Source organism: Sphingobacteriales bacterium, assembly GCA_016700115.1.
Taxonomy (GTDB): Bacteria; Bacteroidota; Bacteroidia; order Chitinophagales; family UBA2359; genus UBA2359.
The window spans coordinates 1,741,347-1,765,755 of the sequence record CP064999.1 but is presented as its reverse complement, the minus strand read 5'-3'; the positions used below and the strand labels follow the sequence as shown (position 1 = coordinate 1,765,755).

The 24,409-nt window shown below is 38.4% G+C and carries 20 protein-coding genes and 2 pseudogenes; 13 read left to right on the top strand and 9 right to left on the bottom strand.

Going from position 1 to position 24,409, the window contains the following annotated elements:
• Positions 1-599: 599 nt before the first annotated feature.
• From IPM47_06305 to IPM47_06295, 3 genes and pseudogenes are all read right to left on the bottom strand, one after another.
• Positions 600-1,193, bottom strand: coding sequence for an IS1634 family transposase (locus tag IPM47_06305; GenBank protein ID QQS30541.1), 594 nt, complete (start codon positions 1,191-1,193; stop codon positions 600-602).
• Positions 1,121-1,699: pseudogene (locus IPM47_06300) on the bottom strand (IS1634 family transposase). Before IPM47_06300 ends, IPM47_06305 begins: the two are co-directional and overlap by 73 nt.
• 105 nt (positions 1,700-1,804) lie before the next feature.
• The gene (locus IPM47_06295) at positions 1,805-2,281 is read right to left on the bottom strand and encodes a hypothetical protein (GenBank protein ID QQS30540.1); all 477 of its coding nucleotides are present in this window, start codon (positions 2,279-2,281) and stop codon (positions 1,805-1,807) included.
• Between the two features lie 116 nt (positions 2,282-2,397).
• Here IPM47_06295 and IPM47_06290 point away from each other — a divergent pair, with 116 nt between their 5' ends.
• The 7 genes from IPM47_06290 (at position 2,398) to IPM47_06260 (ending at position 11,052) form a co-directional block, all read left to right on the top strand.
• A complete protein-coding gene (locus IPM47_06290; GenBank protein QQS30539.1) occupies positions 2,398-2,805 on the top strand; it encodes a hypothetical protein in 408 nt (135 codons plus the stop codon).
• Between the two features lie 398 nt (positions 2,806-3,203).
• On the top strand, positions 3,204-7,946 hold the full coding sequence (locus IPM47_06285; GenBank protein QQS30538.1) for an AAA family ATPase: 4,743 nt from the start codon (positions 3,204-3,206) through the stop codon (positions 7,944-7,946).
• 126 nt (positions 7,947-8,072) lie between these two features.
• Entirely contained in the window at positions 8,073-8,393 is a 321-nt protein-coding gene (locus IPM47_06280; protein QQS31405.1) for a type II toxin-antitoxin system RelE/ParE family toxin, read from the top strand.
• Positions 8,390-8,716, top strand: a complete 327-nt coding sequence (locus tag IPM47_06275) for a helix-turn-helix transcriptional regulator (protein QQS30537.1) — start codon at positions 8,390-8,392, stop codon at positions 8,714-8,716. Before IPM47_06280 ends, IPM47_06275 begins: the two co-directional genes overlap by 4 nt.
• A 492-nt stretch (positions 8,717-9,208) precedes the next feature.
• Positions 9,209-9,742 carry a hypothetical protein gene (locus tag IPM47_06270; GenBank protein ID QQS30536.1) on the top strand — a complete coding sequence of 178 codons (534 nt, stop codon included), beginning with the start codon at positions 9,209-9,211 and terminating at the stop codon, positions 9,740-9,742.
• Between the two features lie 51 nt (positions 9,743-9,793).
• Complete coding sequence (locus tag IPM47_06265; protein ID QQS30535.1) at positions 9,794-10,042, top strand: cytochrome b5; 249 nt, start codon at positions 9,794-9,796, stop codon at positions 10,040-10,042.
• A 44-nt stretch (positions 10,043-10,086) separates the two neighbouring features.
• Complete coding sequence (locus IPM47_06260; protein QQS30534.1) at positions 10,087-11,052, top strand: endonuclease/exonuclease/phosphatase family protein; 966 nt, start codon at positions 10,087-10,089, stop codon at positions 11,050-11,052.
• A 16-nt stretch (positions 11,053-11,068) separates the two neighbouring features.
• On the opposite strand, the gene IPM47_06255 is transcribed toward IPM47_06260, so the two are convergent.
• From IPM47_06255 to IPM47_06240, 4 genes are all read right to left on the bottom strand, one after another.
• Positions 11,069-11,485 carry a hypothetical protein gene (locus tag IPM47_06255; protein ID QQS30533.1) on the bottom strand — a complete coding sequence of 139 codons (417 nt, stop codon included), beginning with the start codon at positions 11,483-11,485 and terminating at the stop codon, positions 11,069-11,071.
• Between the two features lie 10 nt (positions 11,486-11,495).
• Positions 11,496-12,983, bottom strand: coding sequence for a L,D-transpeptidase family protein (locus IPM47_06250; GenBank protein ID QQS30532.1), 1,488 nt, complete (start codon positions 12,981-12,983; stop codon positions 11,496-11,498).
• A gap of 119 nt (positions 12,984-13,102) precedes the next feature.
• On the bottom strand, positions 13,103-13,780 hold the full coding sequence (locus IPM47_06245) for an HAD-IA family hydrolase (GenBank protein ID QQS30531.1): 678 nt from the start codon (positions 13,778-13,780) through the stop codon (positions 13,103-13,105).
• Positions 13,773-14,930 carry a TIGR03364 family FAD-dependent oxidoreductase gene (locus IPM47_06240; protein QQS30530.1) on the bottom strand — a complete coding sequence of 386 codons (1,158 nt, stop codon included), beginning with the start codon at positions 14,928-14,930 and terminating at the stop codon, positions 13,773-13,775. Before IPM47_06240 ends, IPM47_06245 begins: the two co-directional genes overlap by 8 nt.
• A 354-nt stretch (positions 14,931-15,284) precedes the next feature.
• On the opposite strand from IPM47_06240, the gene IPM47_06235 reads away from it, so the two are divergent.
• The 3 genes and pseudogenes from IPM47_06235 (at position 15,285) to IPM47_06225 (ending at position 19,027) form a co-directional block, all read left to right on the top strand.
• Positions 15,285-16,706, top strand: a complete 1,422-nt coding sequence (locus IPM47_06235; protein QQS30529.1) for a GHKL domain-containing protein — start codon at positions 15,285-15,287, stop codon at positions 16,704-16,706.
• 24 nt (positions 16,707-16,730) lie between these two features.
• Positions 16,731-18,390: pseudogene (locus IPM47_06230) on the top strand (FAD-dependent oxidoreductase).
• 196 nt (positions 18,391-18,586) lie between these two features.
• Positions 18,587-19,027, top strand: coding sequence for a ribonuclease P protein component (locus IPM47_06225; GenBank protein ID QQS30528.1), 441 nt, complete (start codon positions 18,587-18,589; stop codon positions 19,025-19,027).
• A 41-nt stretch (positions 19,028-19,068) separates the two neighbouring features.
• Here IPM47_06225 and IPM47_06220 read toward each other — a convergent pair whose 3' ends face one another.
• A complete protein-coding gene (locus IPM47_06220; GenBank protein QQS30527.1) occupies positions 19,069-19,578 on the bottom strand; it encodes a DinB family protein in 510 nt (169 codons plus the stop codon).
• A gap of 347 nt (positions 19,579-19,925) precedes the next feature.
• On the opposite strand from IPM47_06220, the gene IPM47_06215 reads away from it, so the two are divergent.
• From IPM47_06215 to IPM47_06205, 3 genes are all read left to right on the top strand, one after another.
• On the top strand, positions 19,926-21,065 hold the full coding sequence (locus IPM47_06215) for a Smr/MutS family protein (GenBank protein QQS30526.1): 1,140 nt from the start codon (positions 19,926-19,928) through the stop codon (positions 21,063-21,065).
• A gap of 42 nt (positions 21,066-21,107) precedes the next feature.
• Positions 21,108-22,019: an SDR family oxidoreductase gene (locus IPM47_06210; protein ID QQS30525.1), complete on the top strand. Its 912-nt coding sequence runs from the start codon at positions 21,108-21,110 to the stop codon at positions 22,017-22,019.
• Between the two features lie 63 nt (positions 22,020-22,082).
• Positions 22,083-22,832, top strand: a complete 750-nt coding sequence (locus tag IPM47_06205) for a 1-acyl-sn-glycerol-3-phosphate acyltransferase (protein QQS30524.1) — start codon at positions 22,083-22,085, stop codon at positions 22,830-22,832.
• A gap of 232 nt (positions 22,833-23,064) precedes the next feature.
• Here IPM47_06205 and IPM47_06200 read toward each other — a convergent pair whose 3' ends face one another.
• Positions 23,065-24,402 carry an amidohydrolase family protein gene (locus tag IPM47_06200; protein QQS30523.1) on the bottom strand — a complete coding sequence of 446 codons (1,338 nt, stop codon included), beginning with the start codon at positions 24,400-24,402 and terminating at the stop codon, positions 23,065-23,067.
• Positions 24,403-24,409: the final 7 nt, after the last annotated feature.

Here is a 24,409-nt window from a genome sequence, read left to right as displayed (position 1 = left end):
TATCAACGACATTCAAAAAAACGCAAAGGAGAAAAACTTTTGTAAGAGTTGACATACAAGCCGACCCAAAAGCGGTTTTAGAGTTGCTGATCAGTTCAGAAAAATATCTGAAACGGAATTCAACAATATTTAACTTTGATTGTAAAATTTTACATGGAGAATAGATATCTCTCTAATCATTACTTAACTCAAAAAGGGGGTTCAAACTATTTGTTAAGGAAGCGGAGTCAGAGTGAAGAAACGTTCCGGGTGTTGAAATGTAACAGGTGAAAGGGAGTACAAATTGATACCAACTTTCAACGTCTAAACCAACTGCACTAATACAAATAAAATTGGTGGACATTTATTTCCTTTGTTTGCTAAAAAGATGCCTTCTTTGGATAAATCATTTGTATAATTGCAAACGACTAAAAAATTAAGCTGAAAAGAAATAACCAACTAAATCAGAATATTATGGCTTACGAAATCGGTACAAAAGAAAAACCAATGGCACTAAAAACACCGCCTCCTGACTTTGACAGTTAAATTTCACAAACCATTGATAATCAGCGAGTTAAGTTTCCTCAAAATGGCATAGTTGCCACTACAAAACGGGTTATTTAGTTCGCTGGAGCTAAGTCTTTGAACGGAGGGATACGAAATGCCGAAAGGATTTTGTTGGTTAATGCTGTGTCAGCACCTTTCAGCAAGTACTTTTTATCATCAATTGTTAGTTCAGACAATTGCATTTGATTGAGTTCTTCTTTAATACTGCATGGACTTAAGTTGATGTTTGCAAACTTTAGGGTTAGTTCCACCGTCCGTTCGAGCATGAATGCTAAAAAACAGGTCATGAAATGTCCTTTTATCCTTTTGGGTGTCCAATGAAAAATTGGTCGAGTGGATAGGGTGGTCTTCAATACCTGGAAACTTTCTTCTATTTTCCATAATTGATGGTAGTTTGCCAAGACTTCTTCGTTCGTCATATCCGTTTTACTATACTGTATGCCGTAGTAACCATCCCATTTTGCATCTTCATCTATTCGTTCTTGGTCTATTTCAGCAGCTTTTGTATTGGTACTCTCCGCCATTTTCAGGAATCGGTTAGCCCCCTTTTTGTTTTGCAAGTCCGCTCCGTTGTCTAATTTGACTTTTGCTTTTTGTATTTGTCTTTCCCTGTCTCTTGCGTCTTTGGCTGCCCTTTGGCACTCCAAGTAATTAGGAGTTTATCTTGCAATTTTTGTTTCTTTGTATTGGCATCGCTGTAGGTTGTTTCGTAATCCAACACTTTCCAGCTAAATGTTACTTCACCCGTATCCTCGCACACAGTCTTTGTCTCCATATCATTGGTTGCCAAAATCTTTTGTACCAACTTTTGGGGCATCGATTTTAAGCGGGCACTAACAATGTAGTCATAGCCCGCTTGACGTATTAAATTAAAATTTTCTTTCGAGTTGAGACCTTTGTCGGCTACTACAATGACTTTTCTTATATTAAACTGCTTTTCTAACATTTTCAGCGCATCTACCATCGTCTGACCATCAAAAGTATTACCAGGAAAAAGATCGTAGCCTATCGGTCTGCCTGTGCTATCTATAAATAAGCCCATCACCACTTGTACTTCATTAAACTTTCCAGCTTTGCTAAACCCAAATTCGCGTAAAGCATCTGCTCTGTTTGTCTCAAAGTGATAATTCGTTACATCATAAAAAGCAACTTGATGGGCTTAGCATAAACGCCTTTTTATGGTAAAACAGTTGTGTCTCAATTGCCTGCTTTTTATCACACAAAAAATCTAAACTTCGGTAAATTTCTTGCAACCCAATTATGTTTCCTGCCCATAAAACAATTTCTGATCTTTAAATGCTTGATGTTTTGATTTGCTTTTCAACAGACGATGAATCACACAATAGAAAATCACCTCTTCTATATCGAACTTTATCCTTGTTCCCTTAGCACATTTTTTGATAATTTCTCCGATGCCAAGTTGCTCCCATACTTTTTTATAGACCAAATGACCATAACAGAAGCGTGCAGTTTCCTGCAAATTCTCTGCCCCAATGCAAGGCGTGTTATTCAATGACAGCAATTTCTGCCCAACTGATAGTAGGAATCCTGAATCACGCAACTGGTCAAGGCGACCAAAGTTGGCAATTACCTTGTGCTTGGTAGTCTTTCCTTCACGAAAAGATTCCACTAACTGAATATACGTATGGTTTTTAGATTTAGTGGCTTTTACAAACATACCGCAAATGTAAGCATATTGTCTTAAAAACAATAGCCTAAGAAAAAAAGTTGCCACTACAATTGCGGTTTCTTATTTCTTATTATCATTGATTATTAACGGGTTATCTCATTTAACTGTCAAAGTCAGGAAAAATTAAGCTGAAAAGAAATAACCAACTAAATCAGAATATTATGGCTTACGAAATCGGTACAAAAGAAAAACCAATGGCACTAAAAACACCGCCTTTATCAAGTGAGTTTACAATGCATGTTGACGAAAAAGATGGTAAAAAAGTGTTAGTCTGCACGGTTGGGAAAACCGTTCTGCTGTACGACATCCGATGTTTAGATGACCTTCATGCAATGCTTAAAAAACATGGCGACTGGATGGAACTTGGAAGTGCTGACGAACAAAAACCTGCAAAAGACGGAACTGTTGAAGCATGGGGTCGTTCAGAAAATAATCCGGTTGGCGGTTGGTATGGACTGAAAAAAGGACTTCGTGGTCGCTTCGGAATGTATATTCCACCACTAATGGAAGCTCTTGGACTTGCAGAAGTAACACACGAAGCAAAAGGGAATAAAATGAGGGCAAAGTAATATCAGTATAAAAACAATACCGCCAACAAGGGTAACTGTTGCACAATCACTCAAAAACCACTAAATACCCGATTTTTAAGAAATCTGCCTTCAAATCAAAGGCATTTTGCTGATTTGCAATCTATCCAATACTGAAAAATCGGGATGCTCAACTTACGTATCTATAAATTGCACATCAGTTTATCAGCACTCATACCGCTATCAGGACAGACAAGTTACCTCCGATAGGAGGGATATCCTGGTAAGTATAGGATAGTCTAAAACTGTGTACTTTTAGTCACTATTTAAAATATTATTGTATTTTTGTTACCGATTTTTTCACAGACCGGCGTTACCGGTCAGTTTTCAGTGACACCAACTATACAGAGAGTAAAAACAAAAATTACAGACGAAAAGAAATGGCGGAACAACACCAAATTTGGTTTGACAAACTCGCAAAAGACAGAGAGGACAGTGCAAAAACACTTGAAAAACCCTCTATGCGTGGAATAAAAAACAGTGTTGTTGAAAAATACAGCGACCAGGCTCATTTTATTTACGAACTTCTGCAAAATGCAAATGACGCAAAAGCGACTAAATCTTTGTTTAAATTAACATCTGACGGTTTATATTTCATACACAACGGAAAAATACTTTTTAGTGTTTCCAATCCTGAAACTGAAGATGAAGACAAAAAAAACAATACACTTGGACATATAAACTCAATTACAGCCATTGCCAACAGCAACAAGACAGAATCATCAATCGGAAAATTTGGAGTAGGTTTTAAAGCAGTTTTTCAATACACCGAAACACCATATATATACGACCCAAATTTTCAATTTAAAATAGACCGATTTATTATTCCTGTAAAATTGGAAAGCGATTTATCTGACCGACAAAAGGAGGAAACCGTTTTTTACTTTCCGTTCAACAAAGCCGAAATGTCCGAAGAAAAAGCACATTCAGACATTTTAGAGAAGTTGAAAAAATTAGTTTTTCCTACTTTGTTTTTATCCAACTTACAAGAAGTAAAATGGAACGCTGATAATGAAACAGGCGAATACACCAAAAAAGCTAACAAACAAAAACAAACTGACGACATCACTTACGAAAAAATCGAACTCTATCGGCAAATAAAATCAGAACAAACCAAAGAGAAATTATATCTATTTACTCGTTCCACAAAAGAAAATCATTCATATTCTATTGGCTTTTTTCTTGACGAAAAAGAGAGGCTAACCCCAAAACAACTTCCTGCGTTTTGTTTCTTTCCAACAAAAGAAACTACAAACCTGAATTTTATTATTCACGCCCCGTTCCTATTAACTGACAGCCGAGAAAGTATTAAACAATCTGAAAATCACAATTCTGAGATGTGCGAGTTGCTTTCGCAACTTGCTGCCGACAGCTTACTAATTCTAAAAGAATTAAAATTGATTGATGATGAAATTCTTGAGATTATTCCATACAAAAATATAAAATACGGACACGATGGATTTTTTAATGGGTTTTATGATAAAGCAAAGCAAACATTCAAAACAGAAGAAATACTACCTGCAAAAGACAATACTTTTGCCTATAAGAAAAACGCTTATTGGGCAGATTCACCCGATTTGGCAAACTTGTTTTCTAACGAACAGCTTGCAGAATTGGTCATAAATCAAAATGCTAAGTGGGTTTTCTCAACAATAGGAAGAACAAAAGACAAAGAAATCACGGATTACATAGACGGTGGTTCTGAAAGGCCTAGCAGAAAAGAACCTAATTTGATAAAATCAAGTATGGACTTTGAAAATAAAATTGCTGATTTGATAACAATTAATTTTATTAAAAACCAATCAATTGAATGGCTACATACGTTTTACGAATATTTGTCTGAAAGAAAATCTTACCAAGACAAATTCAAAACAAAACCAATTTTTAAGGATACACAAGGAAATGCGGTTGCTGCATTTGAGAGAAAAAACGGAGAATTACACAGTATTTTATTTTTGCCATTTGAGGAAGTAAATTCACATTACAAAACTATTGACCCCGAATTACTAAAAAACGAAAAGACGAAAGAATTTATTGAAATCTTTGGAATCAAGAAACCGAGTTTGAAAGATGAAATCTACAATCATATATTGCCATTATATGACACAATGGAAGGAATTGACACATTACCTCATTTTAGGAAATTTTTCAAATATTGGAAAGATGAAGGAAGACCTGAAGATTTTATTAGCTTGATAAAAGACAAATATTTTGTTCGAAATAAGACAAATGAAAGCGAAAAAATATTCAGAGGAAAACCGCAAGATTTATATTTTCCTTCTGAAGACTTACTAAAATATTTTGAAACAAAGCCTGACTCAAAATTTGTACATATAGACGATTACTACACATTTGTAACAGAAGAAAAAGAGAAACTAATTTTGAAAGAGTTCCTTTTGAAATTGGGTGTGATGGAGTTACCAAGAATTTTCACTTCAGAAATTACTGATTCGAACGAAAAAAGCAATATCAAATCAAAAAGAGGTGAGAATCTAAATTATGGAACTTCGGGTTATAATGGACAAGGAACGTTTGATAAAGTTATTGACGGTTGCAAAGAAATACTAAAAAGCATTGATAATTATAAATCATACTTGTTATGGAATATTTTGGGTAAGCTTAAGTTGACTAGCCTAGATGGAGTTCATAAGTATTTTTATTACTCTCAACAATATCAATCTTTTGAATCTACAACACTAGCTCTACTAAAAAAAAGAAAATGGCTTTTGTCTAATAGAGGTGAATTTGTAGCACCAAGCGAAATTACCGTAAATGAATTAGCTGACGGCTACGAAAAAAATGTAGAATTAGAACGTTTACTTGGGTTTAAGCCAACTGTTATTTTAACCGAAACCGAAAGAATTGCCCAAAAATTTGAAAGCGAAGAAGAAGCGGAAGAAGCAAGAAAAGCATTAGAAGAAAAAAGAGAAAAGGAAAAACGCAAGGCAGAACGTAAAACATCGAGAACAAATACAGAGGTTGATACAGACGATTTAGAAGGTGCGATTGAAAGTTTAGAAAATCTTTCAGAATCTGTATTAAAACCAAAAACTGAAATAGAAAAAACAAATACATTACCTGACTTTGACGAAGTTGAAGAACTTGCAAAAGGAATTGAAGATTTAAAAAAGCAACTTGAAATCAAAAAAAGCAGAGTTGGTTTAGCAAATAAAATCAACAACAGCGTAAAATATTCATACGATTGGTTTAAAGCGTATTTGCAGTTGCTTACTACTTACGGAGAAAAGCAAGACACACAGAAACAAAAATCAATTTCATTTCAAGAAATTAAGCCCTACAAAGCAGACAATAAATACTTTTTGCTTTGTGGTGCGAGTAGCTACATATCGCCTGAAATTGAAAATGCAGATGATTTAAAAGTTTCGCTTGTTTTTGGAAACGGCAAAAGAGAAAATTTAACCGTTGAAGGCGTTTCTAAAAAAGGACAAGATTTGTTGATTTATTGCCGTGAACCATTGTCGAGCAATACGCTTTCCCGTCTTTCAAACATTTTTAAAGTTGAAATCATCTTTACACCAATTATTGACCTGCTTGAAAGATTATACAAATCGTTCACAAATAACAAATACATTGATGAGTGGCAAGACATTCAAGAAGCAATGCCTTCTTTGAATTTCATCTATGGACCACCGGGAACAGGTAAAACAACAACACTTTGCAATAATATAAACGACATTTTAGCTGAAAACTCAAATGCAAAATTTTTGGTGCTTACACCAACCAACAAAGCAGCAGACGTAGTTTGTAAGAAATTGCAAGACATTAATCCTGATATTTACACTGTTCGTTTAAGTCGCCCAACCGACCCTGAATTAGAAGAAAGTGGTATTTATGTTGACACATTAGACAACAAATCACTACTCAACATAAACGTCGTTACTTCAACAATTCATCGTTTACCCTACTTTGAAATCAATGGCGAAAAAGACGGAGAAAATTTTGAATACAAACTTTTTAAACACAGAAGCTTTGATTATGTAATTTTTGATGAAGCCTCAATGACAGGATTGCATTACATCACATTTGCAATAATGGCTTTATTCAAAACAAATCCAAACACAAATTTCATCATTGCTGGCGACCCGAAACAAATTCCACCTGTTATTGAAATTGACGAAAAAGAATTGGAAAATTTTGATTTTCAAGACGAAAACATTTACAAAATGATGAACCTTGAAAGTTTTGATCCCGAAGAACAGACAATTAGAAAAAATGATACAATTCAAAATTTGGATACGCAATTCCGCAGTATTCCACAAATCGGACAACTTTTTAGCGAACTTTCCTATTCAAGCCTATTAAAACACGACAGAAAAACGAACAGAAAAGAAAGCAAACAATTACCAGAAAAATTTAAAAGCTTGATTTCGGAAAACGTAACATTTGTTGATATTCCGCTAAATCAAGACAATTCTATTTACAAATTAAACAAGTTATTTTACAGTTCATATCATACTTATTGTGCAATTTTAGTTTCTGAAATTGTCAGATATTTTGACGCAATCAATGAATACGAACAATGGACAATCGGATTAATTGCACCATACAAAGCACAAGCAATTTTGCTCAATAAATTGATAACATCTTACGGTATTTCTGAAAATGTAAAAGTGCTTTCCGACACGGTTCACGGTTTTCAAGGCGATGAATGTGATATTGTGTTTTTTGTTTGTAACCCGAACAACTATTTTTATTCAGGACACGAAAAAGCACTTTTGTCAAAAGAATACATTTACAATGTTGCTATCAGCAGAGCAAAGGACTATTTGATTGTTTTGCACCCATATACGACTATTCAAAACAACAATTTCATCAACAAAATTGGACTTTCGTATAAAAACAACTTTGGCAACGCAAAAATTTTAAACGCAAAAGACATTGAAAAGACGTTATTTAATGACGAAAACTACATAGAAAACAACAGCTATGTTTCAGGACACGACAACGTAAACGTTTTTGGGCTTTCTGAAATGAAATATTTTATCAAATCCAACGACACAGCAATAGACATACAGTTAAGAGAATTAAAAGAACACAAAACAAACGGATTGACAGTTGAAAGCGATTTTAAACAAACGGAACTTGTCAAACAAAACGATTGACTAAAAATTGTAGGACAAATAGATTTGAGTAAACTTGAAAAGTAATAAGAAGAAATAAACCTACCGCTATTATCGGTAACTGTTGCACAACTACCCAAAAACCACTAAATACCCAACCTTTAAAAAATCTGCCTTCAAATCAAAGGCATTTTGCTGATTTGCAATTTACCCAATACTGAAAATTCGGGAAGCTCTGCAAAAGCAAGGTTTTCAAATGACAAAGAGCTTTTCAGAAAACTGTCCGATGAAATTTGGGAGTTTAGAACACTGTTTAATAAAACCCATTATAGACTATTTGCTTTTTGGGACAAATCAGAAAAGACCGACACTGTTGTAATATCAACACACGGACTGATAAAGAAAATAGATAAAACGCCTCAAAGTGATTTGGACAAAGCAGAACGTTTAAGAAAAAAGTATTTTAAACTTAAAGACAAGAAAAAATGAAAAAGCAAGGATTAAAAACTTACAGTTTAGATGAGATTACAGAAAAACACATCGGAAAACGCGGGACACTAAAGAGAGAATCTTTTGAAAACGAGTTAAGACTTGACTTGCTTGGTGAAGCAATAAGACAAGCACGTTTAGAACGTAACTTGACACAAGAAGAACTTGGACGACTTGTAGGTGTTCAAAAAGCCCAAATTTCAAAACTTGAAAACAGTCTGACCGACGCAAGATTTGAAACAATCATAAAAGTATTTAAAGCACTTAACGCAAAGATAAGTTTCAATGTGGAGTTGCATAACCAAACAGTAAAGCTCGCTTGACGACAAGATGAAAACCTACCGCTATCATCTGTAACTGTTGCACAACTACTCAAAAACAGTAATCCCCGATTTTAAAAAATCTGCCTTCAAATCAAAGGCATTTTGCTGATTTGCAATTTACCCAATATTGATGAGCAAAAAAGTCCTAAAACCGCTGCTTATTGTAAAGCAATGAACAAAAATCAGAGAACATTGAACCGCCTTCCTCTATAACCGCCACTTTCCTTTTCACAATAACGCTTCTGAAAGTGGCATCAGAAACCTGAAAGTTAAACAGAAAATCTCCGGTCAGATCAAGTCCGCAAAAGTTGCTTATGCGATGTTGCGCTCCATTTTTGATACCACCATCAAGCAGGGTAACTGTATCTTGAAAGCTTTTCAGGCATTCGCTTTTTTGCCTAATCCTGAATTAACTGTTTATACTCAACCCGAGTAGTTGCTTTTTTATATTATATTTGACCCCATTCCATAACTTGTAAAATAATTTCATTTATGACTCCGGTTTCGCTTGGTATCGGTTCTCGGGTAAAACACACACAGTTTGGTATTGGAGTGATTACTCGAGTTTCTCCGACAACTTATCAGGTTACATTTATTCAACACGGCAATATTGAACTGCCCAATTCAACTGAGTTTGACATCATAGAAGCCGTCGAACCGCCCAAAGACATGGTTTCTTTGCGCGATATGGAACGGTTGATCGGCAATATGCTGGAAAAATGGGGAGGTTTACAGGAAGTTGTCGAATTGGGCGACAGATGGAAAGGGGGTAAAGTCATTATACAGCCTGCTGATAACTCTTTGCAGTCGAAAGAAGTGCCGATTGAGGTGTTTTTTCATAAAATTGTGATGGCTCGCGACAGGCTTCGGGTAATGGAACAGCAGATTAACGGTAATTCTAAACTCAGCGATGAGGAAAAGGTTAGCTTACAACAATATATTACCCGGATTTATGGTTCTTTCACCACGTTTAACCTTTTGTTTAAAAACAAAAATCATCAGTTTAAAGGAGAATCGTCCAACTGATGCCCTTCCCAAAACATACGGACTAAACCTTAAAAAATTAGATTAATATATATGGAACATCTGCCCGAATTTTCAAAATTTCAACTTGCCCTCAGAAACGGACATGACAGAGATGAAATTTGGGTGGCTTACAAGGGCATTATTTACGACCTTACCGGTAGCAGTTTGTGGAGGTATGGGATGCATTACGAACATTTTGCAGGACAAGATCTGACCGAAGAAATTGAACGTGCCCCTCACACCGAATGGGTTTTTGAAAGGTTTAAACAAGTCGGAAGGCTTAAAATTGTTTCTACCTGATTGTGTTGTTGTTTTTCCAATCCGGATTTCTTCAGATTTTCAATATGAACAAATTTGTCTTGACTAATTCCGGCAACAAAAAAGCAGGGTTATTTGCTCGTTGGGCGTTTTATTTTCGGGTTTGGCTTTTTACATTGGCTTTGCTCCTGCCGGCTATTGAGTTGCAGATTTTGGGTTTGTCGCCTTCTTACGAACTGCCAAATGCCTCCCCGTCAGTTTCCGGTTCGGCAGCGTTCAACTCTCAGGAACTGAAAAGCCTGAAAATCATTTCCTGGAATTTGTACAATTTCGGAAGCAGCAAAAACGAAGCACATCTGAAGTTTGTCGCCAACGTGGTTAAAAGCTATGACCTTGTGGCTTTACAGGAAATTTCTACTTCTTTTAGCGGGCCGCAAGCAGTTGCAAGACTAAGCGAAGAACTCAACAGACTTGGTGAAAAATGGGATTACCTGATTAGCAACCCTACTTCCGGTGAGGGTTCAGAAAGGTATGCCTTTTTGTTCAAAACCAAATCCATTCGTTTGTTGGGCAGAGGTTGGCTGTTGAATGACCTTAAGATGGACGAAAAAATTGCCCGCGAACCCTACCTTGCAAGGTTCAAAATAAATGAGAAAAGCCTGCTGATTGCCAATTTTCATGCTATACCTGTAACGAAACGACCGGCTGCCGAAATTTTATTGTTAGAAGTTTTGCCCGATTTATATCCCAATGACAACTTGTTATTGTTGGGCGATTTTAACCTGAGTGAAAAAAACGAAGTTTTTGACGGGCTGAAATGCAAAGGAATTCATCCTGTTTTGAAAAACCAAAAAACAAGTTTAAAAAGGAAACCGGATGCGAAAGGGAGATATTTGTATTCAGAATATGACAATATTTTCTATAAATCAACAACGTTGGGTTTGATAAAAAGCGGAGTGGTTGATTTTGTGCCGGATTTTGAGAACCTTGAATCGGCCAGAAAAATTTCAGACCACCTTCCGGTTTGGTGCGAGATTTTTTGGAAAAAATAAAACTCATAACTCCACTCTATCCCGGGATTTCAATAAAAACATAGGGCAGGTTTAATGCCTGACAAGATATTTGGATGGCAAGATAATAGGGTTCCCAACTTTGGTGGAGGTGGTGGTTTTTGGCAAAATACAACACTTCGGATGCCTGAAACTGTTTCAGTTGTTTTTTGATGGTTGCTGTTAGTGGTCGCCATGTTTCTAAGGTCAACACTTCATCGTACCAGGGAATTGGTTCTTCTGCAAAAATCAACCCGTATTTACCGGATAAAATGCCGAAACTTGCAGGTTTTGAAAGACTAAGCGAATAGATTTCGCTGATCCTTGGGTCAGTATAGCGCAAGATTGCCGGAATCAACCCCAAATCTGTGGTTTTTTCTTTGCAACACGGGGTAATAAAAAGCGGCAGGTTACCCTGAAATTGAAATTGTTCCAAAACCTGGTTGTTAAAGCAGATTCATTTGTCGGCGGTCGTGTCCGTAAACATCAGGAGCAAGACGAAGTTTTCCGTTTTCGTCTGTCAAAGTGGTGATATAAAAAATGGTTACACTGACGGGTTGAGGCAGTTTTGCATATTGCTCTTTTCCGCTGTACATGGCTTTGGTTATACCCCCTTCGTTCCAGTTGCTGCCTTCAAGCATCTTTAAAGCCAACTTTTTAGGTTCCTGTACCCTGACGCAGCCATGACTTTGAGCGCGGTTAACTCCACCAAAATCCACTTTGTTAGGGGTGTCATGGATATAGATTCCATAGTTGTTAGAAAACGGAAATTTGACCAGCCCCATGCTGTTGGTCAGTTTAGGTCGCTGTCGCATCTTCACCCGTTTTTTAGAAATCGTTGACCAGTCCACCTCTCTCGGGTCAGTCAGTTTGCCGTCAATAAAAACATCCACATCTGCAACAATCAGAACCGCCGGGTTTTGTATAATATATTCCATTTCTTCCCATCCTATACTGCTCGGAATTGTCCAGGTCGGACTAAACACCACATTGCTCATGGGTTTATCTACCAAAACCGGAGTGGCATGTTTCAACTCACCAACCACCACCACAATTTGGTCTGTTTCTTTGTGATTGTCAAAAACCCGCATTTTATATTCGGGAATATTGACCCAAACACGGCGGGCGCTCATTGAATCCGGATGAGGCAACCAACGATAGCGTTCCATATTGAGTGCTATTTTCTTTGCCATTTCTTCATAAGTCAGGTTAAAGCCGGGAACTTTTGAAGCCGGCGTTTTTTCTGCTTCTTTACTAAATTCAGCCAATAGTTGTTGTAAGCTTTTGTATTCCTTGTATGCCGGGGCCGACTGTTCAATAAGTTGATCTATGCTGTTGTTTTGAACGGTTTGTAAGAGTTGTTGAGCTAAGGGTGGCTTTTTTTCGGGAATATCCCAGTTGCCTTTTGGCGTTACATAACCCAATGATAAATCGGACGTATAAGCCAGGGCAGATACACTGAGTAAAGCATCTAAATGGGCTTTTTCATCTAATAAAGTATCATAAGGAGCTGTTTCAGAAAGCCTTAAATGGTCGAATGCATTCGAAAGAAGGGAATATTGGTATTTTTCGGGATTAAGTGCGTGTTGGCCGGCATTCTTCAAAGCCTGAATATATTGTGCAGCAGCAGGCAAAGGATGCCCGTTTTCCGGATTCAGCCAAACAGGTTTATGTTGGGTCTTGGCATATAGTACCTCCAGCTCCTGCCCCAAAAAAGCTGCATTTTTGGGTTTATACAATTTGGCTATGCTATCGGCAGGATAATTTTTTTTCAACAATTGCCCGATGTTAACCTGCATCAGCGAGTCGGCAACTACTTTGCGTCTTGCCAGCTTATCTTCTTCCGAAGTAAGCAAACCCTGACATCCTGAAAGGAATAAAGCGAAAAGTAAAGCCCCAAAAAAGGCGGTAGTCTGAAACATTCGTCGAATCATAGAGGCAGGAAGTTTTACCTGTTCAAAAACCAATAATTCCACAAACATAAGAAAAAAGGCATCGGCAAACAATTGGAACCTGCTGTTTCGTTCGAGAGAATGATTTATACAAGAGGATTTCAGAAAATAGATTGTAATTCCGACAAGTTATTGACAACAAAATCGGGAGATGCACTTAGTAGTTGTTTGTAGGTATGAGCGCCTGTGGTAATGCCGATTGTCAGTCCGCAACCTGCTTGTTTCCCTTCTTCAATGTCAACAATCGAATCTCCAATTTTCGCAATCTGCCGCGTATCTGTAAGGTGAAATCTTTTTTTAGCCAACAAAATCATATCGGGATACGGTCGGCCGTTCTTCACCTGACTTGCGGTGATTAAATCGTCAAAATCTTCTCCAGGCTTCCAACCTAATTTGTTAATTAACCCCTCTGCGGTTTCCTGATTATAGCCGGTGTTGAGTAATACCAGAATGCCTTTGCTTTTTAGATACCTGAATATATCTTCAGCCCCCGGTTGAGGACGAACTTCCAGATTGCGGTAAGCTGCCTCTAAACCATGCAAAAAGTTTTGAAACAGCCGGTTAATTACCGTTTCATCTGAATCGGTCTGCATTTGTTTTAACACATCAACAATAGCTTGTCGTTTTTCTTTGCCCGCACCTTGTTCCAAAACCAGCTCTAAGCTACACGGATATCCTCCTTCGTTAATAATACGATGCAAGGTTTTATAGACTACATTGTCTTCGTCAATCGTAGTTCCGGCCATGTCAAACACGACCATTTTAATTATGTTATTCATAAATTCTATTGATATTTGACTGTGAATAACCGGGTGAAGCAGTCATTCCTTTTCCACCAATGCCCGTTATGATATGTACTTTGTTGTTGATGGTCTTTTCAAAAACATCGGACTGCTTGCATTGCGGGTAAAAACCGGCCCATTGAGTATCTATATGCCAGTGTTCCAAATCAAATATCTTGCTTCCTTCGCTGATAAAATACGCATTTATATCTTGACGGATATAAAAATCAATTCGGTCTTTGTTGCAAGCATCGGCATATTCGTGCGAGTCTCCCAAAATAATGCTGCCGTCCGCCTCCTGTTTGAACAAGATATGCACCCCCCATTTTTTCCAAAAAGCCGTTTGGTCTTCCCGGGCTTTTATCCTTGCATACGAAGGACATTCGCGAAAACTTTCGTACCGGCGGATGGACAAGCCTGTTAAAATATTACCGGGCATTTTTATTGATGTCTGAGGCTGAAGGCGCAACATTTGGAGTTTTACGATTTCCAGTTCACTCTGATCAAACAGCTCGGGATACAAAATCTCAAACTCACTGCCACAACATAAAATAACCTTTTCGGCAGTATAAACCAGGTCTTTGTGGTCGGTTACCTTACACCGGCTTCCTTCAGAATCTATTTCTTTAATCAACGTTTGAGGCCGGTAGTTAAAATTGGGTTGATGTTGTAAAAATGAAATCAAACGATGAATGATAAACCGGGGGTCTGCCGAAATTTCGTCCGGATAAAACAATCCTGCTTTGCAGTAATCTTTCCGCAGGTTGGGGTATTTTTTGCGACAATCAGCAGCACTCAACAACTGCGAAGGGTAGTTATTGTCAACATTAATTTGATGCAACTCTTCAATCAGTTGAAGTTCTTCTTCGTCTGAAGCGAGGTAAATGCTGCCATTTTGCGAAATTTTAAGGTCAACCTGCTGCTGAATGGTTTGGTAAATTTTGAGACTTTCACGTCCAAAGGCTTGCCACTTCAGGTTCATTCCTGACGGCACAATTTGTCCGAAATTGCGCACAGTTGCCCCTTGCGGCTGCCTGTGCCTTTCAAACAAAGTTACTTTTAGCCCTTTTTGAAGAGCATGATAGGCATGAAAAACGCCCAAAATTCCTCCGCCAATTACAATCAGGTCGCTATGGTTTGTTTTCATTAAAAGAGGATATCAATCAGGGTTTTTAAATTGTTGAGTTAACGGACTTGTTTTAAACTGCAAAACAACTGAAATTGAAAGGGTTATACATTTTCGCAATGAGTTTGCCTGAAACTTACTGCATTCTAACCTAAATCAAACCGAAGCATATCATTGCACAAAATTAGTCTTCAACACTAAATGGAGTATCATTTTTAAAGCGGCTTTTGTTTTGCCACTTACCCGGATCATAGTTTTAAAAAAATGGCTCAATCTTTTTTAGTTTATTCCAATAGAATAATTTTGATGAGAAAAAGGGGTAATTTTACCAATTCTATAAGCCGTTTATAAAAATAAGTTTTCCACTCTTTTACTATGTCTGCACTTACAATTGAAGACTTAAAAAAGGTAATTGCGCTAAAAGATTTGCCGGACGAACATCTGCAATGGATATTGGAACGCTCTGAATATTTCGAAAATGAAGATGGAACGATAATATCAAAACACGGAGATCCTGCAGATTATTTGTGGATTACTTTAGAAGGCAAATATGCTTTTTACATGGTGGTAAACGGCAAACAGGTTTACTATCATACGTTTGAAAATAATGAACAGAATGGAGGAATAAGCGGCATGTTGCCTTACTCAAGGATGAAGTTTATGCCCGGTAATGCTTATGCGGTAGGAACTATAAAGTATCTCCGGTTACACAAAAAGTATTTTACTGAACTCGAACAGCTCAATCCCGATTTTATCCAAAAGCTCATCGGTTATATGACCGAAAGAGCAAGATCTTTTGCCACCACTCAATTACAACTCGAAAAGGTAAATGCCTTAGGCAATCTTGCCGCAGGAATTGCCCATGAACTCAACAATCCGGCAGCCGCTATCAACAGAATTTCTACTGAATTGAACAAAAGGCTAACTCTGAATTACGAACTGACCGAAAAAATGCTGCACGGCAAAATCAGTGCTCATCATATTGAGCAAATCAAAGCAATGGTGAGAGAAAAGGAAACTGAAACAGAGCAGAAATCAAAAATTTCCACCCTTCAACGCCTGCAAAATCAGGACGACCTGGAAGAATGGCTGGAAAACATTGGAATATTCGACCGGCAAGCAGCAGAAACATTTTCAGAGTACGGTTTTTCAACAGCCGGATTTGAAAAAATCTTGAATGAATTAGGAAAAGAAGTTTTCATTGAAATAGTCCCCTGGCTTGAAAACTTAATCAGCTCACAAAAAATAATAAAAGATCTGGCCGAGGCATCAAGCCGGATTTCCAAATTAGTAGGGGCCATCAAAAGCCATGTACAGATGGATCGCACCAACGACCTGCACGACACCAATATTCATGAAGACATTGAAAACACGCTAACTCTGTTAGGTTTTAAACTTCGCGAAAAAAGCATTACCGTTACCAGAAAATATTGTAGTGACTTGTCTGTTGTTCCGGCTTATGTTGGTGAGTTAAATCAGGTTTGGACCAATTTAATTGACAATGCCATCTATGCACTTCCAAAAAACGGAGAACTTATCATTGAAACTTCCTGCGATGTCAGACATGTAAAGGTATGTGTAATAGATAATGGACCGGGCATCCCTAAAGAAATAATATCCCGTATTTTTGATCCGTTCTTTACCACCAAAAAAGTAGGTGAAGGAACAGGAATCGGGTTGGATTTAGTAACCCGGATTGTAAAACATCATCATGGAGAAATAAAAGTAAACTCCGTACCCGGAAGAACTCAATTTTCAGTTTACATTCCAAAAACACATAATCGGGAACCCGGCTAATAAACTCCAAAAATACACCTCCAAATGAAACTGCCTTACATCATTATTGTTGACGATGACCCGCAAGTGTTGCGGGCCATCCAACGCGACATTCGCAGTAAATATCGCGACGAATACAAAGTTGCTGCTACCGAATCGGCTATTGAAGCCATTGATTTGATTAAAGAGTTGAAATTGAAAAATGAAGCCGTGGCTTTGTTTATTTCCGACCAACGAATGCCGGAAATGGAAGGCATTGTTTTTTTGGAAAAAGCCAACGAAATCTTCCCGGATACAAAGAAAATTCTACTCACTGCATATTCTGATATTGATGCTGCGATAAAAGCAATCAATCAGGTTAAACTGGATTACTATTTGCTGAAACCCTGGCATCCGCCCGAAGAAAAATTATTTCCTATTGTAGATGATTTGCTTGACGACTGGCATGCTTTTTTCAAACCCGACTTCAGCCATTCGAATTATTGGTTTTCAATGGTCGCCAAAATCACATGTTCTTAAACAGTTTCTATCCGGAAATCTTATTCCATACATTTGGATGGATAGTGAAGACAACGAGGAAGCAGAAAAATTTTTAACGAGTGCTAATGTAAGCAAAGCTGTTTTGCCGTTGGTGATACTGAAAGATGGCACTTTGATGATTGATCCCTCCCTGCCTGATTTAGCATCTAAAATAGGACTTCAGCAAACGGCAACCATGGAAATGTATGATGTGCTCATTATAGGGGCCGGACCTGCCGGACTTGCAGCATCCGTTTATGGTTCCTGTGAAGGGCTTAAAACGGTAATGATTGAAAAAAATAGTCCCGGTGGGCAAGCCGGAAACAGTTCGCGAATAGAAAATTATCTCGGTTTCCCGACCGGCCTTTCGGGTGGTGAATTAACCCGAAGGGCACTTTCCCAGACGCTTCGTTTTGGAACAGAAATTCTCACTCCAAAACAAGTAAAAAGCATTATCGTTAAGGATGGTTACAAAATTACATTAATGACAGACGGCACAGAGGTTCATAGCAAATCCATTGTGATTGCAACAGGTGCCGACTATGCAAAACTTGAACTACCCGGCTTGGGAGACTTTACAGGTGCCGGAGTTTATTATGGTTCTGCTTCTGTTGAAGCACATGCCTGCCGTAACGAAACGGTTTATATTATTGGCGGTGGCAATTCCGCCTGTCAGGCAGCCATGTATTTAAGCAAGTTCGCCAGGGAAGTAAACATCGTCATAAGGCGCGATAAGCTTTCACAAACTGCCGCTAATTATCTGGTGGAAAACATCGGCAATACTCCAAACATCAAAGTGCTGACCAACACAGATGTAGTTTCCGGTTCAGGTACCAATGTTTTAGAAAATATTACCCTTCGCAACGCTAAGACCGGTGAAGAAAAAACAGTACCCGCAAAAGCATTATTTATTTATATTGGAACTAAACCGGGAACAGATTGGCTGAATGATATTATTCTTAAAAACGAAAAAGGATTTATACTTACCGGAAGTGATTTAATGAAAGAAAAATCCTTTCATACTTTTTGGAAACTGAATAGAGAACCCTTTCTAAACGAAACCAGTGTTCCCGGAATTTTTGCTGCCGGTGATGTCAGAGCCGGAGCACTTGCCGGTATTTCTGCTGCTGTGGGGGAAGGCGCTTTAGCAATCCGGTTTGTGCGAAAATATTTGCAGGAAGTTTAACGGAACCGGATATGCTCGATTATATTATTTGCAGAAGATGTAGAATCCATAAGAATTTTATTATGCAGCAAACAGGATAAAACCAAAGGCATTCTAAACAGCTCTTTCTGACCATTGAAAACATATTTTCATTAAGTCCCCTCAAAACTGTATGAGTTTATAGCTAATTTTGCCCTTGTTGCAGATCCTATTTTAATTGAAACAGCACACATTAAAAAGAGAGGAGCGGTTAAAAAGCCGGAAAACTATCGCGCGGCTATTTGCCAATGAAGGGAAATCTTTTGTCAGTTTTCCTTTTAAAGTGGTATGGTTGGCTGTTCAGGTGGATGAACCTCCGGTTTATCCGGCACAAATGTCCGTAAGTGTTCCTTCAAGAAATTTCCCCAAAGCAACCGACCGCAATTTGGTGAAAAGGCGAATAAAAGAAGCTTACCGGTTACAAAAATCAATACTGTACTACCCTCTTTGCCAAACCTCCGAAAAACCGGATGAGCCTGCTTTTGTTATTGCGTTAATGTTTGTCTATCTCGGCAAAGAAATTCTGCCCTATAAACTGATTGAACAAAAAGTACAGATTTGCCTCAAACAATTAATCAGGCAAATAAAGCCGGCCAATTCTGTTTTGCCGGATAAGTAGTTGCAATAACTCTGATACACCTAAACTTAAATACAAAGGCATTACCATTCTCCGGCATAAATCAAAGGACGGTCAGACCAAAGTCCGAGCAAGTCATATTTTAACTTGGTAATTTGCCGGATATGCAAAAAGTCATGTGCCACCCAATTGGTCAGAAACAATCCGGCAGAAAGCGGGCCAAACTGCAGATGCAAATAAGCATTGTTCCAAAGTGGGTTTTGTAAAGAATTGAGCCACTTTACCGAATTTTCCCTTTCTGTTAAAAAGTTTTGTAACACTTCCCCATAATTCTGATTGTAATAATCCCTTTTTTTGACCCAACCCTCCGGATCAATTGGTGGAAGGGGTAAGTCCGGGGTTTCCAAAACGTGCTTGGTTCTAGCTCTGAAATCTTCGGTTTCTTCGTCATACAAATGGCAAACGATTTCCAGCAAGCACCATTTTTTGGGAGTAGGCTTCCAACGATATACTTCCTCGGGCAGACCGGAAAGTAAAATCTCAAAAACGGGAAGGTTCTGCTGTAATTGATTGATTAGTTTTTTGTCTTGCATTGGTTGAAGTTAAGCTGATAGTCTTAGGTTCATTTTTTCAAATTAAAGTACAATAGGGTAAAGTTACCTTTTAAAGTATAAAAAAACAACCCCTTTTTCATGATTAAAACTAGATAGTGTGATTATTCAATCGGTCAGATTTGGTAAATATACCCTTTTACCGATACAAAAAAGAGTTGAGTCAGCTACCATCTAAATAGTTATGAATTTGTTCATTAAACAAAGACTATTGAGTACATTTGTCAACTTTTAACGTTTTTAAAAGTTTCCGCCGGTTAATCCGGTAACTGAGCGAAAGCGTGAATTGCTATTTCATATAACGCATAAAAAAACAACAAAGTCGAACTATGTCCAAAAAAAAGCCAATGCGTTTCAATCTGGGCGATAAAGTCAAGCTCATTTTTTCGGATGAGACCGGTAAGGTTGCTAAAATCATTGACTCAGAATCGGTAATGGTTCGACTGATGGATGGAGATGTAATCCCTGTTTTTAACGAACATTTAGAGTTGTTGGAATCTATGGAATCTCAGTTAAAATCCGGTAACCCTCAAAACAAACAATCTGGACATGATAAACTTCAACTCCCACTTTCTGCCGAAAAACAGAATAAACAAAAAGAAGAGGCTGCCAAAAAAATGCGGCAGATGGGTTTACATTTATATGAAGACACCGGCCCTGACTTAGGAATTCACCTTGCCTTACAACCCTTTTATCAGACTTCGGGCATCATTGATTACTTTCTGGTGCATCTTATCAACAATACTCCTCGTGCTATTTCTTTTTCCTATACCACCTTTTTGAACGATGAAGAGCGATTTTCTATTTCCAAAACCCTTCCAAGCCGGGAACCCATTATTCTGAATGATTTGCAGTTTGACTGGCTCAATGAAAACCTCTGTCTCGAAATTTGGGGAGAAATCAAAAAACATCCTGAAGACGAAGGTCCGCCACAGCTTTTTGATAGAGTAATCTCACCAAAAGCCAAAATGTTGCGCAATCCGCCTCAGTCCGTTCAGTTGTTGCCGCCCAATACAGTTGCCTATAATTTTGTGGTTTTGAATAAAATCAGTCTAAAGTCCGAAACTGTGAACCCGCCAAAGGAAGCAGTAGTGGTAGATCCTGCCGAGTTAAAAATAAATATGCTGATTTCCAACAAAGAAAGTACAAACACCAACTACAATCAGGTAACGCTTAACGCAGAAGAAAGGGTAATAGACCTTCATATCGAAAAATTACAACCCTCTTATAAGCATCTAACCAATTCCGAAATTATCAATATACAGTTAAGGGCATTTGAAAGAAGCCTGTTGGATGCCATCAAAAACAAAGAAAAAACAATGGTAGTCATTCACGGCAAAGGGAAAGGAAAACTGAAAACCGAAGTGTTTAATCTTTTGCGCAGTTACCCTCAGGCAGTAAATTATACCAACGATTATCACCACAAATACGAGTTTGGAGCTACAATCATTACCTTTGAATATGACTAAAACATCTATACCCTCTGCTTCGTCTAAATTTGAGTCAACAATATGATGAAAGCCGAACTACCTAACTCAATGCAGGGCAAAACAGTAGTGATAACAGGTGCCAATTCCGGAATAGGAAAAGCTGCTTGTATGGCTTTAGCAAAACAAGGCGCACAAATTGTAATGGTATGCCGAAATCAAGAAAAAGGAGAACTTGCCCGTAAGGACATAATAGCCTGTAGCAGTAACCAACAAATAGACTTGTTTATCTGCGATCTGGCTTCACAACAGCAAATACGAAGGCTTGCAGTGGAATTGACCACAAAATTCGACCGGATTGATGTTTTAATCAATAATGCCGGTATTCTGATGCCTGACAGACAACTAAGTGAAGACGTGATTGAACTGACTTTTGCCACCAACCATTTAGCTTATTTCCTGTTGACCAGACTGTTGTTGAAAACACTAAACAACACTCCCTTTTCAAGGATAATAAATATGGCATCCGGAGCACATCAAATCATTCGTCAGGTGGATTTTGACAATTTGCAGGGAGAAAAATCTTACAATCAGTGGCAAGCTTATGGACTTTCTAAATTGGCCAATATCTTATTTACCTACGAATTGTCGCGCAGGCAGCCCCAATATGGGGCTACTGTAAATTGTATGCACCCCGGAGTAGTCAGTACGAATTTCGGTCAAAAGAAATTTAACGCCGGATGGATAAAGCTGGGATTTAAAATTCTGAAACCCTTTATCAGAACAGCCGAACAGGGTGCCGAAACTTGTGTTTTTCTTGCTTCTTCGTCCGAGGTCAAGGGCATTAGTGGTAAATATTTCGATACCTGTAAAGCTGTACGGTCATCTGCCATTTCTTATGAACCTCATATTGCAACCCGTTTTTGGGAAATCAGCGAACAACTTACCGGGCTAAATCAACCCGAACCTTTATTCACCCGTAAATTACAACAATAAATAACGGATATAGCCTTTTATCATTATCACTAAATCATTCATTTTACCCCATTAACTACGCTCATGATTGTTCTAAGGTATTTGTATTCTTTTTGGTCTGGACTTATCTTTTTTATATTGCTGTTAGTTGCTGTTGTGGTCTATACATTCGCCTCTATGCTTGGCAGAAAGGGGTTTAAATATATGTTGGGCTATAACAAAGTGTGGGTAAACACCTGGGCTGTTCTGTCAGGCGTTAAGTTTGTAATTCACGACAATCCCAAAGTTTTGAAAACGCAGCCCTATGTGTTTGTTGTCAATCACACCTCAATGGGTGATGCGGTTTTGGTCAATGCAGCCATTAAACACAATAACTTTACCCCTTTAGCCAAAGCAGAGTTAAAAAAGATGCCCTTGATGGGGTATGTTTTTAGCAAGGTATCCGTTTTTGTGGAACGGGACAATCCCGAAAGTCGGCGTAAAAGCATGGACCAAATGTTGGAACATGCCAAACATGGGATTTCGGTGATGATTTTTCCGGAGGGAACCCGCAACAAAAAAATGGAAAAACCTCTGTTGCCCTTTCATGCCGGAGCTTTCCGGATAGCTATTGAAATGCAGATACCGGTTGCCCCTTTTGTCATAATCGGAGCAAATGATTTGTTGCCCAACGAAAAATTGCCCATGCACCCCTGTACTATGCACGCATATTTTGCCGACCCGGTCGAAACGAAAGGCATGACCGAAGCAGATGTACCGGCATTACAACAAAAAGTGTATGGCATTATGGAAAACCTTTTGCAGACCTATCATCCAAAGTTTAAAATATCCTGAGCCTTCCGGTAAATCAGGCGTTTTGTTAATGGATTTCCGGAAAAACAAGGAGGCTGTCTAAAAAGTCTTTATTTTGCACACATATAATTCAGAAGCAAGTGTATAATAGCTTTATTTAGACACATACACATATTGAAGGTCTATATGTGAGTAGATTCTCGACTTTTTAGACAGCCTCCTAAAAAGTTATCTAATCAGTATTATTCTGCCGTACTGCTATAAAGTCGAACCTCTATTCCTGAATAGGACGAAGCCCGAATTTTCCCATATATTTTCGATAGAGTGCTTTCTGTTTGTTGTCCAAATCAATCTGTCGTCCCTGTACAAAAGCAAGCTCCACCAAATTAGTACGCATATCTAAAATATCGCCTTTTGAAACAAAAAGGGTGGCATCTTTACCGGTTTCAAGTGAGCCGGTTGTTTTATCTATTCCCAGAATTTTAGCAGCATTTAAAGTAATCGCACTCAGCGCCTGTTCTTTGGTAAGTCCGAATGTCGCTGCAGTTCCTGCTTGAAAAGGCAGGTTGCGTTGTTGCCAGTAACCATCGAATCCGGCTCCAACGGTAATGCAATATTGTATGCCTGCATTGTGCATCAGTTTTGGAAGTTTATAAGGCATATCAAAATCTTCGTCTTCGCGATTAGGAAGGTTATGTGTTTGGTTAATGATAACCGCTACTTTATTTTCTTTAAGCAGGTCGGCAACTTTCCACGCATCAGAACCTCCTGACAACACCAACTGAACGCCAAAACTTTTTGCGAAATTAACCACATCCACAATCTCCTTCACATAGTTCACATTGACATACAGTTTTTTTTCGCCGGAAAACAACCCGCACATCGCTTCCATCTTCAGGTTAGCTTCCTGATGTTTTTTGGCTTGACAATAGGCTTTAGCTTCTTCAAAAAAAGATTTGATTTGCTGAGTCTGTTCTCCGTATTTTTCATTGGGTTTGATTCCTCCCTGCTCTGCCCACCAGCCTTCGAAGGTAAACATTTGAGACCAGTTCAGCCAAATGCCGTCGTCTGCCTTTAAAGTTGCATCTTCCCAGTTCCATGCATCGAGATGAACAATAGAAGATTGCCCACTGATGATGCCTCCTTGTGGAGCAATTTGCGCCATTAACAAACCATTGGTACGCAAAGTAGGTATGATTTCCGAGTCAGTATTATAGGCGATGATGGAGCGTATGTTGGGGTTAAATTCTCCGGTTTCGTTCCGGTCTTGTGTAGCACGTACAGCCGCGATTTCACTCAACCCCAGGGCAGTTGAAGCTGCAATCAAACCGGGATAAACATGTTTGCCGCTGATATCAAAAATGGTGGCATTAGCTGCATCGGCCTTAACTGTTCGTCCGTCTCCGATAGCAGTTATCTTACCTCCTTCCAACACAATGACACTGTTGTCAATTACCTGTCCATTGCCAACATGTGCAACCCCACCGGTCAGAACTATTTTTTGCCCCTGTGCAGGTGCAGGAACAGGAACAGCAGGAGCTTGTGCAAATGCATATCCTGTAAAAATAAAAAACAAGAAAAAGCAAGCAATGAAATTTTGAATATGATTCATGTCTGTT

Bases quoted from the DNA above. Each gene is read 5' to 3' on its own strand.
- IPM47_06290 (QQS30539.1), top strand. From the start codon at position 2,398: ATGGCTTACGAAATCGGTACAAAAGAAAAACCAATGGCACTAAAAACA.
- IPM47_06285 (QQS30538.1), top strand. From the start codon at position 3,204: ATGGCGGAACAACACCAAATTTGGTTTGACAAACTCGCAAAAGACAGA.
- IPM47_06275 (QQS30537.1), top strand. From the start codon at position 8,390: ATGAAAAAGCAAGGATTAAAAACTTACAGTTTAGATGAGATTACAGAA.
- IPM47_06270 (QQS30536.1), top strand. From the start codon at position 9,209: ATGACTCCGGTTTCGCTTGGTATCGGTTCTCGGGTAAAACACACACAG.
- IPM47_06265 (QQS30535.1), top strand. From the start codon at position 9,794: ATGGAACATCTGCCCGAATTTTCAAAATTTCAACTTGCCCTCAGAAAC.
- IPM47_06260 (QQS30534.1), top strand. From the start codon at position 10,087: ATGAACAAATTTGTCTTGACTAATTCCGGCAACAAAAAAGCAGGGTTA.
- IPM47_06250 (QQS30532.1), bottom strand. From the start codon at position 12,983: ATGATTCGACGAATGTTTCAGACTACCGCCTTTTTTGGGGCTTTACTT.
- IPM47_06245 (QQS30531.1), bottom strand. From the start codon at position 13,780: ATGAATAACATAATTAAAATGGTCGTGTTTGACATGGCCGGAACTACG.
- IPM47_06240 (QQS30530.1), bottom strand. From the start codon at position 14,930: ATGAAAACAAACCATAGCGACCTGATTGTAATTGGCGGAGGAATTTTG.
- IPM47_06235 (QQS30529.1), top strand. From the start codon at position 15,285: ATGTCTGCACTTACAATTGAAGACTTAAAAAAGGTAATTGCGCTAAAA.
- IPM47_06220 (QQS30527.1), bottom strand. From the start codon at position 19,578: ATGCAAGACAAAAAACTAATCAATCAATTACAGCAGAACCTTCCCGTT.
- IPM47_06215 (QQS30526.1), top strand. From the start codon at position 19,926: ATGTCCAAAAAAAAGCCAATGCGTTTCAATCTGGGCGATAAAGTCAAG.
- IPM47_06210 (QQS30525.1), top strand. From the start codon at position 21,108: ATGATGAAAGCCGAACTACCTAACTCAATGCAGGGCAAAACAGTAGTG.
- IPM47_06205 (QQS30524.1), top strand. From the start codon at position 22,083: ATGATTGTTCTAAGGTATTTGTATTCTTTTTGGTCTGGACTTATCTTT.
- IPM47_06200 (QQS30523.1), bottom strand. From the start codon at position 24,402: ATGAATCATATTCAAAATTTCATTGCTTGCTTTTTCTTGTTTTTTATT.